Raw genomic sequence first — 15,820 nt, 5'->3', positions numbered from 1 at the left:
GCGGAGATTCTGCAAGCGAGTAGCCGCCACGTTGTCGGCCAAAGATCCACGCAGCGCCAGCCAGTTTATCGACCCCACGAGTGGTGGAGGGCACGAAGACGTGCTCTCTGCAACCGATGGCACACCACGAACCACTCACCAGTCGCGACCGCCTGTACCGCCACCTTGAGAACGCACATCGACGCACTGACTCACCAGCGGTCGAAGCGGAGTTGGAGGCCGCATTCGTCGCCTGGGCAGCCCTGCCACAGCCACCATTGCAGGAGTGCCCGACGTGTGGTTGCATCGGCCTCGCGGAACGCATCGAACAGCATCACTGCGTCGAGCCAGTCCAGAAACAGCAGCACTCATCCGCACGATAGAAAGAGTACATTTCGTCTGTTCGACCGCACGAAAGTGACCCCCGCGAACGAAGAGATAGAGAAGACATTTCGTTTGTTCGCCCGGTACAGGAGGAGGGAGTCGGGAAGGAAGAGAGAGGACGTTTCGTCTGTTCCACAGCGAAACGGGAGTGCTGTTCCAGAGACCAGCAATCAGCAACTGGACGCCAGTACCGCAACCGCTGGGCCTGTGCACTAAATGAGTTCCCCATTCACGTCCATCGGCGACAGCCTCTTCGACGAGAAAGCGGTGCTTCGCGAGGACTACCAGCCGGACGAGATTCTCGAACGGGACGACGAGATCGAGCAGTTCAGCTACGCCCTGCAGGACATATTGTACGGCCGCGCACCCGAGAACGTGATGCTGTACGGGAAAGCTGGCCTCGGCAAGACTGCCGTGACGACGTACCTTGTTCGCGAACTGCACGCGAAGGTCACCGAGACGGACGGTACAGACGACCTCTACACACACGAGCAGAACTGCAACGGCAACACGCTCTTCCAGGTCGTCCGTCGACTCGTGAACGACCTCTTGCCAGACCACGCCAGTCTGTTCCCGAAGCGGGGCCTCGGGACCGGCGACGCGTTCGAGGAACTCTACGAGCAACTCGACCGAGTCGGCGGCACGCACCTCTTCATCCTCGACGAAATCGACCACCTCGAAGACGCGAACACCCTGTTGTACGAATTGCCAAGGGCCCGGTCGAACGGCCACGTCGAGAGCGCCAAGCTGGGGGTCATCGGCATCTCGAACAACTACACGTTCCGAGACTCGCTCTCCCCGAAGGTGAAGGATACGCTGATGGAGACGGAGATATCGTTCAGTCCGTACGACGCCGAGGAACTACAGACGATACTCCGAACACGCGCTGACCGTGGTTTCGTCGACGGTGCCTGTGACCAGTCTGCGATTCAGCTTGCCGCTGCCGTCGCCGCCCGAGACGCAGGGAATGCACGGCAGGCACTCGACCTGCTCAGGACCGGTGGCGAAGTAGCTGAGAAAGCGGACGACGAGACTGTTCGTGATTCGCACGTCGAGGAAGCCCGGGCAATTGTCCAGCGTGGCCGGGCGGCAGACAAGATTCGCGACCAGACCGAACATGCCCAGTTGATTCTCGAAGCATTGGCACACCTGGAAACGGCGGGGTCGACGCCAGCGCGGACGAAGGCGATTCAGTCGAAGTACGAGACAGCCGCCGACGCAAACGCCACGGACCCACTGACGACCCTGAAGAGTGTGCAGGAGCATCTCTCCGACCTACACATGCTCGGGTTCCTCCGACGTGCGGAACGCAACAAGGGAAAGGGCGGTGGGAAGTTCTTCGAGTACGGACTCGATATCGACCCGGACGTCGTCATCGAGACGCGACGTCGGCTGGACGACGCATGATTGTGTCGGCATAACAGACGAAATCCCCTCTCTCACTATCTAACAGGGGGGACAATCGCGTGGTCTAACAGACGAAGTCTCCTCTCTCTATCCCTCGTTCCCTTGGTCCTCGAGCGAACTAGGCCGCCGCCCACCAACGTAGAGAGACAGGTCCGCCCCATCCGCAGAACATTTTATCACTCCCTCAGGGTTGAGGGAGAATCCTCAGATGTCGACAGACACAGACCCAACTAACGACGATGAGCAGCACAGACTTCCAGACGACTTCGACGTGACCGAGCACATCACTCGAACCGACACCGGAGCGTCGATTAAGCTCACGATGACTCGAGGAACTGGAACCCGTGATCAGGACCGCCTCGAGGGGAAGGTCAAAGCACCGACCGTCAAGCAGGCCAAAGCCGACGTCGACGAACTGTTCCCGAAGCTCTGCCGCCTCGCTGAGGCCGCACGAGCGTTCGACCCGACCATCGACGCCAACGAATAGCCACACTCTCCATGACGTCACATCCCTACGAATCCGACGGCCACGAACAGTTCGAACGACGCCAGCTCGCCCGAGACCGTGACCACAGCACTGCACTCCAAATTGCAGAATCGGATGCACGACACATCGTCACCGACCTCGTCGACGCGGGCATCGTCGCCCCCAATCCAGAGACGCAGCAGTTCAGACACCGTCCGACTGGTGAGGTATTCCGCTCGTGCATCTGTCTCGCGTACTTCCATCGCGGCTGGTTAGCTGGCGTCGACGGCTGAAACGGCGGGAGGTCAACAACTACCGCTCTCGGTGAATCAGGTATTTGCTCACTCGAAGAACTTTTTGAGCAAGCAGCCTACTTCGGCACAAGATGACGAACCGTGACTCTCCGAAGAACCCGCCGAGCGGTGCCGATTCGTTCGCCGACTCGTGGGGCAAGAGCGTCGCGGACCGGTCCACGAAAGAACGAGTGTACGAAGTCGTGACTGGACTCACTGAGCCAACGCCAGTATCTGCAATTGCAGAACTCGCTGACTGCTCTCCCGGAGGAGCACGGACAAACTTGGAGTGGCTGGAAGAGATCGGCGTCGTCGACAAGACAGCGACCGACCCAGCACTGTACAGGCGAAACAGTGCCTACTTCGACTTTCTCAGACTCGACCGCCTCACGAAAGAGTACGACACAGGAGAGCTCGAAGCACTCGTCGACGAGTACGAGCGTCGGATCGAGGACCTCTCGGCCGAACTCGGTGGCGAAGGAATCGATACTGATGTACTCGCAGATGTTCCCTTCGACGAACTCGAAGAACGGTATGACCAGATTAGCGAGCTTCGGACGCTTCGACATCGAGTCCGAGACATGAGACAAGCGCTGCTCTTCCTCAAGCGAGACGGAGATGGGAGTGGCGACGTCTCCCGACAAATCTGACGATGGGACTAACCGCCTGGACGAAGAGCAAATTCAAATAGAATAGTAATTCGAACCCATCGTGCACCACTTCCCTCCTCACAACACAAATGATCCGAAATTCGTTCTTTCCATATACCTGGTTTTATAGCAGGTATACAGAGAGTTCGAATTGAGGGTTGTATGTATACTATCTACGCCCGATTTCACATGAGTTGCTGTTTCCCCCGCCTTCCATATAGGTGCTATAAAAATACCTATACGGATGCGTCGAGGAGTGGTAGTATCGAGATGCCCACGAGAGAGCTCCCAGACAAAGCCCCCGGTACGTACGTTCCTTCCCACCCAAACCCGTACTACTCACCGGAGCCACTCCCGATCGAGCCGAAGCTCGAGATATCTGAACAAACACATTCGCTGCTGGCTGATGCCGCCTACCAAATTGGCCGCGTCGATGGTATCAGCTCAACGGTCGACTTCTCCGCTGTACTCTATACATCACTCATTCGTATCGAAGCAGTCGAATCCGCACGCATCGAAGGTGCAGATGTCGCGTATCAGGACGTCGAGGCGTACCACACGCAACACCCCGCTGGTGAAACAGACGCCACAATCGAGAAAGACCTGAAAGAAGCACTCAATTACGAGCAGGCACTGAACTACGGACTCACAAAAATAGAGGCAGGGGACTCGATAACGCTCTCACTCGTCAAAGACCTCCATTCGCAACTTCTTGACGGCGTCCGCAACGACGGTGACCTGGTTGGCGACTTCCGCAATCATATGGTGCACCTCCCGAGTCCGCAGACCGGGCAACGTCCGTTCGTCCCGCCACACCCGGATGGGGTCGATGGACTCATGCGGTCGTTAGCGGCGTACATCAGGATGGGTGGACAATATCATCCGCTCATCGATGCTGCAGTTATCCACTACTTTTTCGAGACGGTCCACCCGTTTTCGGACGGGAACGGTCGCCTTGGTCGCTTGCTCATCATCCTCTACCTGGCGAGTGAAGGCTATCTTGAGAGCCCATACATCTACCCGAGCGCGTATTTCAACCGTCATAAAGTCGAATACGTCGAGCGAATGCGCGCTGTGAGCGAGGACGGCGCATGGGAGGAGTGGCTCGCGTTCTTCATTGAGGGGCTTCGAAGTCAAGCTGAGACGTCCTACACCCGGACTCACCAACTTCGTGAACTCCAACAGCGATACGAGACAGAATACCCTCGGAGCACGACCACGGACAAATTCGCCCGTCAATTACTCCAGTACCCATATTTCCGGGCACCAGACCTCATGGAGTACCTCGATGTATCGCGTCGGACAGCCTATAAGGTCGTCGACGACCTCGAAGCGGACGGCCTCATCGAAGAGGTGACCGGGAAGGAGCGGGGCAAAGAGTACAAAGCTGTCGACGTGTTCGAAATTCTCGAGTAAGAAGAGCCGACGCGAATTGTACTCGTCCGACCGGATATCCAGAAACCCGGGCACGTCTCATAGCATTTTATTTCCCCCTGAGGGGCGAGGGGGACTTCGAGTTCTCCTCGGAGACGCCTGATGTCTACAGATACCTGCCACACGGAGAGTAGCGACGATGGTACCGACGACGAGACTGACCACACGCGATTCGACGATGCCGATACTCGTCGAGACGAGATGCACGATTCGCTCGAAGCGTGGGTCGAACAGTTCGCAGACCTCTCAGACGACGCACGAGCCAGCACAGAACTGCAGGAGTGGCTCGACGTCCAATCGCACCTCCACGACTACTCGTACCGGAACACGCTGCTCATCAAGCACCAGTGTCCCAGCGCGACAAGGGTTGCAGGGTACAACACCTGGGCGAACGACTTCGACAGGGACGTCCAGAAGGGTGAGTCAGCCATCTGGATCTGGGCACCCATCATCACGAGCAAGTGCCCTGCATGTGGGAACTCGCCGTCGTACCATACCAGTAGCGACTGTGAGTACGACGAGACGCCATCGGACGAGTGGAGCGACGGGCTGGTCGGGTTCAGGCCTGTTCCCGTGTTCGACGTCTCGCAGACCGATGGTGAGCCGCTTCCGGAACTCGACACGGCCGCACACGGTGGCGGTTCCGAAAATGAACTGCTCGACGCGTTACTTCGCGCTGCTCCACAGCTCGACGTCCGGGCGACGCTCGTCCCACCGGAGGACTGGGAGCATGGCGATGCAGCCGGAATCTGTACCAAACGCAGTACGTACGATTGCTCGCTACTCGTCGAGGTGAAGGACGACGACAACGAGGCGCAAGTCGCCAGCGTGCTCGCTCACGAGTATGCACATGCACTGCTGCACTTCGACGTCGACGACCGTGGCGAACGGGCGAAGCGTGAGGTCGAAGCTGAGAGTACAGCGTACGTCGTCTCACAGTATTTCGGGCTCGACGCGTCGAACAGTGCGCTGTATGTGGCAGCGTGGGACGGCGAGCCCGCAGATGCGATTCGTGACCGACTCCAGCGAATCGTCGCGACGGCACAGGAGATTATCGACGCCGTCGAACGCCAGATGTCCAAGCCAGACAGGGGATAGCTCTATTGCGTTTGCGCCAATACTCTGTAGTATCGGGCCCATGTACGGCGAACCAACGCCGATTCCACGCTACGCGGAGAACTGCCTCGAGATTATCTCCGGGACGATCGCGCCGCCCGAACCCGGCGTCGACGAAGCAAGCGCGACGCGGACACTCGTGAACGAAGGCTTCTCACAAGCCGACGCTCGCGACGCACTGGAAGTACTGGAGATGCGTGGGTACATCTATCGCGTAAACTCCGAGATCCGGGTTACAGACTGACTGTATCCTCTCGTTGTGTGTTTTCCTGACCGCATCGGTCAACGCTGAATCAGTGGGTGCCGCTATTCACCAATCAGTGATAGCGCTACCTAAGAGTCGAACCACCTTTAAATTCCGATAACAAATCACACAGAAATTATGGCACAGACATCGTGGCACACTGCCAACCTTGACCTCGCCGAACTCGTCGACGACATCCCCGGTGAACACGTCCTAGCCCGCGTGCAGGTCCGAGAGGACATCTCGCTCGAAGAACGCCAAATCGTCGCTGCCCATTTCCGCGGGCTTGCTGCGTCGTTGACCGAGGAAGAGTAAGCGCATCGAGAAGGCTGGCTTGGTCACGAATATTGAAGTCCGAGATTCAGATATACGACCCGAACCAGAAATATATGCGCTTCACTCGCGAATACACTGGTATGAGCGAAGGAGACCCGCCGGCGTTCGATGCGCATGAGCAATGGCAGGCGGACAGAACGACGTTTCAACGGGTCTACGACGTCCTCGTCGGTACGCACGAACCAGCGACTGTGAAACAGTTCGAAGAGTGGGATGAGTGCTCTGAGAACGGTGCCAGGCAAGCGCTCGAACAGTTGGCCGAGATGGGTATTGCCGAGCGAACCGACACTCGACCGGCGACCTACCAACGCAACCAGTCGTACTTTCGGTGGAAGCGTATCGAGCAGTTGGCTCGCGAACACAGTCCGGGGACGCTCCGAGAGCGGGTCGACGAACTGGTCGATCAGGACCAGGCGTTCCAGGAGCAATACAGTGTACCGGAACCAGATGCTGTCGTCGTCGCCGACGAAATCACCGAGGACCACGAGGCGCTCCACGAACGGTGGGACGACCTCACCGAGTGGCGAACGATCCGTCGAGATATCACGGTTCTCAAACAAGCGGTCCAGCGTGCCGAGTCGATGCGCGACGACCGAGCGCGGGCCTGACTCGTGCCGGACAGAGCTGAAGGCCCGAGCGGCCCACTCGACATCCAGACGCTGACAGTCTTGGCACAGCGAGCATCGAGCCATCCCGTCGTCGTCGACGAGTACAAGTTCCGCGGTATCGAGTGTCGCTAGCGTAGCACCCCACCATTCGTCGAGCGGGCCCAGAAGGACTTCATCGAGACACTCGATGAAACTCGTGAGCCTGCTGCAGTCATCGAGCGGTTCAGCCACTTCGGCTACCGTGTCTGCCTCCCTGGTGGGAGCCACCACATGGTGGCCATCGCTTGCGACGGCGACGAGTACGTCGGGCGGTGCGACTGTCGCGGCTTCGAGTACCAGAGCGGGCCCTGTGCGCACCTCTGTATGATCCGGAAGGCCGAGTTCATCGACGCCGAGACGATCGACGAACTTCGACGACGCGGCTATCTAACCCGGTGTTGGGACCCAATCCGCCCGCAGTGGGTGGCCGTCGGATAAAGAAGTTGGATACTGGCGATAACATTCATTTGCGACTATCCAGATAGAGTACCTGAATGAAGGTTGGTGCTATTGGACAGGGGTTCGGAATTCCTAACCAGACTGTTGCAGAAATTATCGATGCGGAATCTGCTGGTTTCGACGGTCCTCCCACAACAATTGGGGAGGCTGTGGTCGCGTCCATTCAGGACGACTCATTCCAAGAGATACAATTTGTAGTCGCGTTCGCCACCAAGTCTGGTGTGAGTTCGGTGATTGACGCTGTGGAGTCTTCTTCTCTCGAACGGTATGAGTACTTCATCGGTGCCGACCAGGAGGCAACGACGAAGCAAGCTCTTGAGGAACTACTCGACTCGGAAATCGAGACTTCGTGGATAAGATTCCGGTCCTCGGGAATCACGTTCCATCCAAAGGTCTACCTGTTCCGTGGAGACGACAAGATTCGTCTAATCGTTGGGTCTGCAAACGTTACCCAGCCGGGGCTCTCAGCGAATGTCGAAGCCGGGATGGTCTACGAATGCAATCCCGCTAATTCTGACGAACTGGGCCCCATTTCCGATATTGAGGAGACACTTATTGCCCCAGTACGGGAGAAGAGCGAACCACTTACCGAGTCCTCGATTCAGGACTTAGAGGCTCGCGGGTATATCGGAGACGAGTCTAACCGCGAATTTGGCCCCGCGAAAGGATCTGGTGCAAGTGGTGAATCTGACGAGCAGGAACTCGATCCATTAGGAACCACCACCGGTACGACAGCGTCCAGTCTCTCAGGCAGTGTCGGTGGTGGTGATTCCGGCGTGGATGGCCGCAGTGAGATAGAAGAGGTCAAAGATTTCCCTTCTAGGGGGGAACTTCCTACGATTCCGCAGGTAGACGATTTCCCTACAAAGACTGATAGAGAGTTCTACGAGCGGCTACTCAATGGAACAGATAACCAGCCATCAATCATGCGGCGTACGATTTACGTCGAGGGTGAAATAAGCCAGGGCGAATTGAAACGGAGGCTGGTTGAGGACCACGGTTACGACAACAGCGGCAGCCTTGATGCCAGCCTCCGAGTGCTCTGGCGGACAACGGGAGAAGTCGAAAAGCGTGGCCAAGGAGAGAGTGCTAACCTAGTCTGGATTCGCGATTAAACTACGCGTCCTCGCGACAGGGCATTTTACGCAGATGGCGCTCCCACTGCCGGGAATCCGGCGTACGAAGTGATCCCGGGGACTGTCTTTGGCTTTGGTCTGCAGGCGTCAGCTTCCTCAACTCGGTGGCGGTTCGCTTAGGAAGACACTGACGTCGGTGACATAGACAATAACAGGCCACGGAACTGGAGTTCGGAAGACCTTGTTGGGTTTCTCCTCTGAATCACGCACGACCTTCGTATCAGTCTATCAAATTATTCAGTGTGAAATGAAAAGCGACGGCGTGCAGAAAGCTCTCTCTGTGTATCGGCGCGTTCAGCAACTCGCAGCCGATTGCTAACAGCGGAAACGGTGGGGCGAGTGTCCTTTCTCGTACGGTTGTTTCACAGTCCTTCGTCGTGTTCAACCTCAAATCTCATACCAGTTTTAACCAACGTAACAGAGGAAACCCTCCGTTTGTTGGTTAAGCAAAAAACACTCGTTTCAGAGAAAAGTTACCTCAATAATCGTGAGATGACCAAGTCTGAGGTTCCCGAACACTCAATTGGATACAGAGATCAGGGACCAGATTGACCGTATCCCCTCTCACTCCTCTTCGTCCAGTTCTCGATCTGAGAGCGACTGCGACATCTGGTCGAATCGACTTTGCGCAGATGATGCCCGTTCTTCTGTCTCGCCCGGCTCATAGGTGAGAACGGTCCGATCGTCCTCACCGACTCGAAGCGTGAAAATCGCGTCCTGATGTCGTCCCTCCGGGGGGAGGAACATCCGGTGGATAACGAGTTCGTCGACGACCTCGTCGCCGTCCTCGCAGAGCAGGACCGCCTGTTCTTCCTCGAAACGGTCGAGAACGGCCGTGTATGTCTTCTCGGTCATCAGTATGCCTCTTCTAGGACTGTCACGCCGTTATCTGTTTGCACGACGACGGAGTCGCCGTCGTTGTTCCAGACGGGTGAGTCACTTCCCCAGTAGAGGTCTGTCGCTGTATCGTCCCCACTGCCAGTGTGCAGCGTCACCGACGCGCCAGCCTTCAGTGTGAAGCCGGCAGGAACCGTGTAGCTGCTACCAGCAGCATCAGTGACTGTCCACCCGGACATGTCGAGTGGTGCGTCCCCGTCGTTGCTGAAGACGATGTATTCGTCGTTGAGGTTGTCCGACTCTGCTCCCTCTGCGTCGGCGTGGACGTACTCGACGGTGATGCTACCGTCAGTTGCAACGGGAGTCGCAGTGTATGGCTGTGGTGTCTTCGTGGGTCCACCCGGCTGACCTGCCGCTCCATCTATCTTGATCGTGCTTCTCACAGTGAGCTTCCCCGCGGTCTCAGGCTCAATTGCCGTCCCTTCCCGAATCGCGATTGCCTCAGTTGGTGCCTTTCGTTGCGTCGCGATGGTCAGCGTTTGTCCGTCGGTGACGAGTTCGATCGAGCCATGCGTCGCCGTCCAGTACGTCGGTACGGACCGGTCGGCAAGTCGCTGGAGAACTTCCTCGTTCGGGTGGCCGTACTGGGAGTCGTACGCACTGGAGATGATTGCCACCTGTGGTGAGGCCGCGTCGAGCAGTTCTGGACTGTTACTCGTTCGGCTCCCGTGGTGGCCAGTCTTCAGCACGGTCACGTCCAGCTGGTCGCGCTGATTCGCGAGGAGGTACTCTTCGAGCGCTTCCTCACCGTCGCCGGTGAACAGGAACGAAACGCCGCCATGCTGAACTCGGAGTGAGAGGCTGTTCTCGTTGCGAGCCTCATTTGCGATATACCCTTCAGGTGGGGCCAACACGGATGCGTCGACGCCCTCGAACGGGATGCGGTCGCCAGCACCAGCACGATAGAGTGGGACGTCGTACTTCTCGACAGCGTCGAGATACCGTGCGTACGTGTTCGACGACGCGGCGATGCCGGGGTCATATACCGCGCCCACGCCGTCGTACTGGGTCTCGAACGTCTCGATGACGGCGGCATGCCCACCGATGTGGTCTGCGTCGGCGTGAGAGGTGACGAGGTGGTCAATCCGAGTGATGCCCTGCGCTTCTAGATAGGCAAGCACGTCCTCCCCATGGTTCCGCCAGTCGCCCGTGTCGATGAGCATCGTCTCGTTGCTTGGCGCGACGAGTAGGATACTCGCAGACTGGCCAACGTTGATGAAGTGGACGCTCAGCGTTCCGTTCGTAGTGGCTGGTGTCTGTGTCGGGGAACCGTTCTCTACTGTGGTACCGTCTGAGGTCCCAGTGTCGCCTGCACAACCTGCAAGCACGACGAGGCAGACGACGAGGACTGCCTTCCAGGACCACGTGTTTCGCATACCGAACCTGACGCCTCACCCGTGCATATCCTCTCCGCTCAGCTCTGTCTGTGAAATACAGACCCCACTGTGTCCGTTGTATTAATTCACAAGCGGCGCTCGATAGAGCGGAAGCAGCGGATTTGAGTTCTGTTAACCAACGCCTGCGACTACCGTGGCCAGGTTGTTGGTTAATATGATTGACCCTCAATTCCTCGGTGCACCCACATCCAAGTACGAACAGTTCGAGTGAGGTTTCGATAACTGTGTACAGCACGTACCTCGTGTAGGATGCCGACCCTCGATTACGACGCACGCTTAGCACAGTTATCAGAGTCAATAGCACAGTCCCCTCGAATCTGTCCAAGCAACAAAGACTATCTTCGCGAGTTCGACCGGGACTTGCTTCTGGACGGAATCGGCCAGGCACGGCGGTACAAACTCCTCTCTCACCTCAAGATTATCGCTGAACAGCTCGGTGAGCAGCCGTTCGATACTCTCGACGTCGACGACACGAGAGAACTCGTGGCCTGGCTCTATACCCGGGACATCACCCATGCAACGATTCGCGACTACAAGCAGATACTCAAACAGTTCTACCGGTGGCTGAACTCCGGCGAAGACCCACCAGCAACTCGCTGGCTCAACAGCAAACACGAGCGGCGACAGCCGCTTCCGCGGAAGTTACTCGGGCCGGCAGACGTCGACGCACTCATCGACGGCTGCGTCAACGCTCGCGACAAGGCATTGGTCGCTGTCCTCTGGGAGATCGGTGCTCGAATCGGTGAGCTAATCGATCTGACTGTAGCGGACCTAGAGCAGACGTCAGAAGGAACGAAAATCATAGTGGACGGGAAAACCGGCAGTCGGCGTCTTCTCCTGCTTGAGTCTGAACCGCACGTCGAGACTTGGCTCCGTGTCCATCCCGCTCACCGCCCTACTGCTCCACTCTGGTGCAAAATCGAGCAGGGGGACTGCATGGAGCCAATCGGCTACAATTACATTCGTCTCCGACTGCTGGAACGAGCAAAACGACGGGCAGGCATCGACAAACCAGTAAATCCCCATCACTTCCGCCATAGCAGAGCGACGTATCTCGCGAACTGGCTTACCGAAGCACAGCTCTGCGAGTGGTTTGGTTGGGTGCAAGGGTCTCGGGTTCCGGGGAGGTATGTTCATCTCTCAGGCCGGGATATCGACCGAGTTCACCGGTCGCTTCTTCAACTGTCTGAGTACGAATCGCTTGCGTCAACTTCTGGTAAACCACGTTGAGTGGGTTATCACTCGATATCGCACTGTTTCGAGGCGAGGTTTTCCTTCTATTGAAGATACAACCTTTCCTTGTTACAACGCGAGGGGCTCCCCGATAATCAGTCTTCCAGAGGTATCTGGACCGAATAGACCGTATCTCGAAGCCAGCCGAATAGCTGGTCTGATCAGTACTTCCAACATGGATAAATAAACAATATCAGAAGAAGGCTCGAGGAAGAATTCGTCAAAGAGATAATTTATTTACCCAGACTAGAACAGCTTGACTATGCGCTTGTTTCAGTTCAACGAAACAGAAGGACTGCCACGGTCTACTACTTGCGAGTATCTACCAGTCAAATCTGAAGCTAATGGTGAAGGAGAAGCAGAACTCGAGACATGGCTAAACGCTTCCCCTGATGCTCTTCTTGACGAATCTGTTCTTTTGTTCGCCCGTCAGCCGAATTTGTCTACTGGAATCCCTGACCTCTTAGGGCTGGACAGATTTGGGAACGTAATCGTATTCGAACTGAAGCGGGGCGATTCAGGGTCCGAATCTGCCTCCGAAGCCAGTATCGTTAGCCAGCCACAACTCTACGCTCAAGCATTAGACCGATACGACTACCACGAACTTGATAATCTCTATACAGAATATCGAGAGAAGGATTGGATACTCCAGCCAGCCGTTGAAGAAAATCAGTCTCTCATTTCTACGTTCAATCAATTCTTTGACCAGGATATTAGCTCATGGGAACTCAACCGAACACAGCGCCTTGTAATTGTAGCTGAAGAAATTACGGCACAGACACGGCAGTCAGCACGTTGGCTTCGTGACCAAGGACTCGACATTCAGTGCGTCGAAGTACAGCGCTTCCGATTCCCCTCAGGTGAATCAGGGTTCGGTGCTGTGACTATCGTTGATTATGATGAATCTCGAACGCGAACAGAGTCGAATTCGAAACCTGGTGACCGTGTGTTTACAACCAACGTATTCACTAAATCATTCTCTGAAGTCAAAGATACGCTGTGCGTGGATAAGATTGATCCAATTCTGGGGAATCTTTCTACAAACTATCCGTATCTCGAAACTCACGCTGCTGGACATCCGGAGTCGGTTCGTTATGCCTTACGAGTCAATCCCTTCGATGAGTGTGAAGTAAAGGTCGCAATCGATGCAGCAGGAACAGAGAGTGTCCATGCCGAGAAGCTCCGGGACCATAGAGATATTTTTGAATGCAAGGGGTTCACCGTGAGTTCTCGAAAATCTATGCGCATTGTCGTTGATACATGGGAGATTGATGGTGTTGAAGATCTTCGAGATGATGCGTTCATCGACCGCGTGGCGAAACGTTACATCGAACTTCTAAAGCTAGGTCACAAAGTGTTCCAGCAGAATTGATTACCCCCTTTGGCTTCCTTCATCGAGATACACAGGACGTTAGCGACAAAAATTTCAGCCCCAATGATTCAAGCTCAAGGTACAGTCCACTACCTTCGAATTTACAATCGATTCTCACTGTAGGGACTGGATGTTCCGGTAGCAATATTTAACCAACAAATATTTTGGAAAGAGCCATTTGTTGGTTAATCGTTGAGAGTCTCTTCTAATGCGTTTCTTCCGCACGGCATTTTATCGCCCCCTGAGGGGTGCGGGGCGTTCCTGTAGAGCGACCTGCGAGCAGTGATTTCGACAATGGCGAGTAGACACATCTACGCGACTGGCTTCGACGAGAGCGAACAACTACCGATCGACCTGCCGTGCCCGGAGTGCGACGGCAACCTCGAACGGGAACGACGACAGACGTACTGCGTCGACTGTGGACTCGTGGTTCGAGAGTACGCGATCGACCACGGGCCGGACTGGTTCGACAACAACGACGGCAGAACGAGTAGTCGTATCGGGTCGCCACTCACCCCTTCCAGGCACGACGACGGCCTGTCGACAGAGATTGGGTCGAGGAAAGACGCGAAGGGGAACGTTCTCTCCTCTCGAACGAGACGACGGTTCAGCAGGCTCAGACGCGAGCACAGCAGGGCACGAACACCGACGAAGCGGTCTCGGAACGCACTCCGGGGCCTCGTCGACGTTCGGCGTATCGCGAGCGAACTCGAACTTCCGCGAAGTGTTCGCGACCGGGCTGCCACCCAGTTCCGCGAGGCACAGTCCGAAAACCTCCTTCCAGGTCGCTCCGTGAACGCGATGGCTGCCGGTAGTGTGTACGCGGCGTGTCGCTGCTTCGACCTCCCTCGAACACTCGACGAGTTCGAACCAGTCGCCCGCTGTGACCGCTCTGCACTCAGAAACGCATACATGGTGCTCCAGAGCGAACTCGGTCTCCAGATTGCGCCACCGTCGCCGTCGACGTTCGTACCGCGATACGCCGCACGCTTCGACGTCGGCGAGGCCACGCAGTTCCGGGCACTCGAACTCGCTCGACAGTTGGAGGAGACGGGCCAAGCAATCGGCAGAGCACCGACGGGCGTTGCCGCGGCGTGCATCTACGTCGCCGCTCAGGAGCACGGCGACACAGTGTATCAGACCGACCTCGCAGACGCGGCATATGTGACTCCGGTCACGGTACGAGCGCGACGAGATGAGATTCAGGAAATTGTGAGTGCATAGTCCAGCCGACGTAACACGATTTTATCACCCCCTGAGGGGTGCGGGGGGTAACAGAGCCTCTCGCTGAACAAGATGTCGACAAATCCTCTCACGAAACTCCAGTACCTGACTCGCGTCGGGAAGCGTGCACAGTACGAAGCGTTCGAGTTCGAAATCGTCGCCGACGGTGTCCGGGTTCGAAACGGCAGCTACGCAAATCCTGAAGAGCACGAGTACCTCGTCACGGTCGACGATGACTTTCCGTCGTCGTGCACCTGTCCTGCGAACCAGAAGTACGAGGGCGCGTGCAAACACAGAGTCGCAGTCGCGATACGCCAGCCTGTCCTCGACGCAGCGAAGAATCAGCAGCTTGTCGCCGACGGCGGTACGGTTGCTCCAGAGACGAGCGAGTCCGGCAGTAACGACGCCGAGGAGGCGTGTTACTGTGACGTTCTTCGCGACGATTTCCCCTGCTGGACCTGCTACCGCGACGCGAAACGTGACTTCGACGACTGACCGAACTGTCAGCCAGTGCTGAAACAAGACTCTGCTCCACCACAATGCACCAACTCATCTACGCACTCGTCCAGGCATCGACCGATGAACACGCACTCCGAAACGCTCAGGCAACCTTCGACCGTCTCGTCGGCGCTTCCCTACATGAAACACTCGTGTTCGACTACTACGTCACCTTCGACGACCACCAGTCGTCCACCGCTGGCCCTGCCCGCTGGGGTGACCTCCCCGTCGCAGCGAGAGCACACTCGCCAGCCGGTGCTGAACTCATCGAACGCGGCTGGAACCACATGCACAAACAGTTCGACCGAAACCTCACTGCCGTACAGGACGCGCTCACCCAGTACTCCGCCGACGAAATCATGGCCGACACTGACCTCGTCAGACACTCCTTCTACAACATCGGCCGCTACCACGGTCCGACCGTCACCCTCTACGACGAGAACGCATGCGGCATCCGTCACCGTCGAGGACTCGACCACGTCCTCGACCAAGACGATATCTGGGTCGTCCCCGCCGACGTCCACTACTGAACCGCAACCAGAATCGGCTCGCTGACCCCCGGTCAGTTTACCGTTCGTCTGCACCTGGAGGTGCGAATTTTCCCTGAGAAGATTGTTGGGCAAGATAAAGCTGTAGTGCAGATCGTCT

Annotated in this window: 20 protein-coding genes; 17 read left to right on the top strand and 3 right to left on the bottom strand. The window is 56.8% G+C overall.

The annotated features are described in order from the left end of the window. Positions 1-191: 191 nt before the first annotated feature. Complete coding sequence (locus tag ACSC1P_RS21790; RefSeq protein WP_435362331.1) at positions 192-347, bottom strand: hypothetical protein; 156 nt, start codon at positions 345-347, stop codon at positions 192-194. Positions 348-579: 232 nt separating this feature from the next. Between ACSC1P_RS21790 and ACSC1P_RS21785 the strand changes: the two genes are divergently transcribed. The 12 genes from ACSC1P_RS21785 (at position 580) to ACSC1P_RS21730 (ending at position 8,530) form a co-directional block, all read left to right on the top strand. Beyond that, positions 580-1,770, top strand: coding sequence for a Cdc6/Cdc18 family protein (locus ACSC1P_RS21785; RefSeq protein WP_435362330.1), 1,191 nt, complete (start codon positions 580-582; stop codon positions 1,768-1,770). Between the two features lie 208 nt (positions 1,771-1,978). Then, positions 1,979-2,257 (top strand): DUF7389 domain-containing protein, encoded by a 279-nt coding sequence (locus ACSC1P_RS21780; RefSeq protein WP_435362329.1) that lies wholly within the window; start codon positions 1,979-1,981, stop codon positions 2,255-2,257. 11 nt (positions 2,258-2,268) lie between these two features. After that, positions 2,269-2,529 (top strand): DUF8069 family protein, encoded by a 261-nt coding sequence (locus tag ACSC1P_RS21775; protein ID WP_435362328.1) that lies wholly within the window; start codon positions 2,269-2,271, stop codon positions 2,527-2,529. Between the two features lie 92 nt (positions 2,530-2,621). Continuing rightward, positions 2,622-3,179, top strand: a complete 558-nt coding sequence (locus ACSC1P_RS21770; RefSeq protein ID WP_435362327.1) for a DUF7342 family protein — start codon at positions 2,622-2,624, stop codon at positions 3,177-3,179. A gap of 270 nt (positions 3,180-3,449) precedes the next feature. After that, positions 3,450-4,595: a Fic family protein gene (locus tag ACSC1P_RS21765; protein WP_435362326.1), complete on the top strand. Its 1,146-nt coding sequence runs from the start codon at positions 3,450-3,452 to the stop codon at positions 4,593-4,595. Positions 4,596-4,715: 120 nt separating this feature from the next. Beyond that, a complete protein-coding gene (locus ACSC1P_RS21760; RefSeq protein WP_435362325.1) occupies positions 4,716-5,711 on the top strand; it encodes a M48 family metalloprotease in 996 nt (331 codons plus the stop codon). Positions 5,712-5,751: 40 nt separating this feature from the next. Next, positions 5,752-5,973: a hypothetical protein gene (locus tag ACSC1P_RS21755; protein ID WP_435362324.1), complete on the top strand. Its 222-nt coding sequence runs from the start codon at positions 5,752-5,754 to the stop codon at positions 5,971-5,973. Positions 5,974-6,111: 138 nt separating this feature from the next. Then, entirely contained in the window at positions 6,112-6,288 is a 177-nt protein-coding gene (locus tag ACSC1P_RS21750) for a hypothetical protein (RefSeq protein ID WP_435362323.1), read from the top strand. A 101-nt stretch (positions 6,289-6,389) separates the two neighbouring features. Then, positions 6,390-6,917, top strand: a complete 528-nt coding sequence (locus ACSC1P_RS21745) for a DUF7342 family protein (RefSeq protein WP_435362322.1) — start codon at positions 6,390-6,392, stop codon at positions 6,915-6,917. Positions 6,918-6,920: 3 nt separating this feature from the next. Continuing rightward, positions 6,921-7,049, top strand: coding sequence for a hypothetical protein (locus ACSC1P_RS21740; protein ID WP_435362321.1), 129 nt, complete (start codon positions 6,921-6,923; stop codon positions 7,047-7,049). Positions 7,050-7,187: 138 nt separating this feature from the next. After that, a complete protein-coding gene (locus ACSC1P_RS21735) occupies positions 7,188-7,394 on the top strand; it encodes an SWIM zinc finger family protein (RefSeq protein WP_435362320.1) in 207 nt (68 codons plus the stop codon). A 56-nt stretch (positions 7,395-7,450) separates the two neighbouring features. Further along, a complete protein-coding gene (locus tag ACSC1P_RS21730; RefSeq protein ID WP_435362319.1) occupies positions 7,451-8,530 on the top strand; it encodes a phospholipase D family protein in 1,080 nt (359 codons plus the stop codon). A gap of 585 nt (positions 8,531-9,115) precedes the next feature. On the opposite strand, the gene ACSC1P_RS21725 is transcribed toward ACSC1P_RS21730, so the two are convergent. Together ACSC1P_RS21725 and ACSC1P_RS21720 are read right to left on the bottom strand one after the other, a co-directional pair. Next, positions 9,116-9,406: a DUF3006 domain-containing protein gene (locus tag ACSC1P_RS21725; protein WP_435362318.1), complete on the bottom strand. Its 291-nt coding sequence runs from the start codon at positions 9,404-9,406 to the stop codon at positions 9,116-9,118. Further along, positions 9,406-10,824: a lamin tail domain-containing protein gene (locus ACSC1P_RS21720; protein WP_435362317.1), complete on the bottom strand. Its 1,419-nt coding sequence runs from the start codon at positions 10,822-10,824 to the stop codon at positions 9,406-9,408. The genes ACSC1P_RS21725 and ACSC1P_RS21720 overlap by 1 nt, the downstream gene beginning before the upstream one ends. A gap of 270 nt (positions 10,825-11,094) precedes the next feature. On the opposite strand from ACSC1P_RS21720, the gene ACSC1P_RS21715 reads away from it, so the two are divergent. The 5 genes from ACSC1P_RS21715 (at position 11,095) to ACSC1P_RS21695 (ending at position 15,702) form a co-directional block, all read left to right on the top strand. Further along, entirely contained in the window at positions 11,095-12,075 is a 981-nt protein-coding gene (locus ACSC1P_RS21715) for a tyrosine-type recombinase/integrase (protein WP_435362316.1), read from the top strand. 265 nt (positions 12,076-12,340) lie between these two features. Further along, positions 12,341-13,450, top strand: coding sequence for a hypothetical protein (locus ACSC1P_RS21710; RefSeq protein ID WP_435362315.1), 1,110 nt, complete (start codon positions 12,341-12,343; stop codon positions 13,448-13,450). A 294-nt stretch (positions 13,451-13,744) separates the two neighbouring features. After that, positions 13,745-14,674, top strand: coding sequence for a transcription initiation factor IIB (locus ACSC1P_RS21705; protein ID WP_435362314.1), 930 nt, complete (start codon positions 13,745-13,747; stop codon positions 14,672-14,674). A gap of 72 nt (positions 14,675-14,746) precedes the next feature. After that, positions 14,747-15,169 (top strand): SWIM zinc finger family protein, encoded by a 423-nt coding sequence (locus ACSC1P_RS21700; RefSeq protein ID WP_435362313.1) that lies wholly within the window; start codon positions 14,747-14,749, stop codon positions 15,167-15,169. 44 nt (positions 15,170-15,213) lie between these two features. After that, the gene (locus tag ACSC1P_RS21695) at positions 15,214-15,702 is read left to right on the top strand and encodes a DUF7995 family protein (RefSeq protein ID WP_435362312.1); all 489 of its coding nucleotides are present in this window, start codon (positions 15,214-15,216) and stop codon (positions 15,700-15,702) included. Positions 15,703-15,820: the final 118 nt, after the last annotated feature.

The sequence above is a fragment of the Haloarchaeobius caseinilyticus genome (assembly GCF_051207395.1).
In the GTDB taxonomy this organism is placed as follows: Archaea; Halobacteriota; Halobacteria; order Halobacteriales; family Natrialbaceae; genus Haloarchaeobius.
This window is presented reverse-complemented; position numbering and strand designations above follow the sequence as displayed.